This is a genomic window from Vibrio sp. 970 (assembly GCF_033339075.1).
In genome coordinates, this window is the sequence record NZ_JAWOTW010000430.1 from 1 (window position 1) to 642 (window position 642).

Here is a 642-nt window from a genome sequence, read left to right on the forward strand (position 1 = left end):
TGCTTTTCATCGGATGGCTGGACCGTCACTTCAAACTCTTTTACATCACCCGCTTCACGAATATTGAATTTCGCACTGCCTTGAGCAAACGTCGTAGACGCTTCATAACTTTGTGCCGCAATGGATTTAGCGTCGTTGGTTTCCATCTTGATGATGGCAGCACCACTGCGAGTAGGACGCAGCAGCACTCGTTCGCCAGCGGCAAGGCCTTCGCCGATTTGCACTCTCATGCCATCCAATACGAAGGTAGAATCCGACTGGTCTATATCTATCTGAACTTGCTCGCCTTTCGGTGTTGTCACGCTGTAGCGATCACCATCGAAGCGCAGCGCATATTCGCCACCTTTCAACGCCGAAATATCATCGACATAAACGGCAACGTCCGCTTTCGAGTTTGGTGCAGTAAACACTCGTGATTTAGCCACCAGCTCAGAATTCACATCGGTGAAAACGTCTTTACCGATTTTGCCATTGAGATCCAAACCTTGCGATTGCAGTTGGTTGACCTTGTAAGAGAATCCGGTAGCTAAGCGCCCCATTTCATCCAGCAGTTGCGGAATGTGTTTATCACGCATGTCGAGTAGCGCGCCGATTTTGCCGTCCATGTCGTCGGCCTTAATCGCTTTGATGCCATCGCCTTCG

The 642-nt window shown here is 50.0% G+C and carries 1 protein-coding gene; it reads right to left on the bottom strand.

Going from position 1 to position 642, the window contains the following annotated elements; all coding sequences use genetic code 11:
- On the bottom strand, positions 1-642 hold a 642-nt coding region (locus tag R7Q11_RS27120; protein WP_405532529.1), incomplete at both ends, for a FlgK family flagellar hook-associated protein.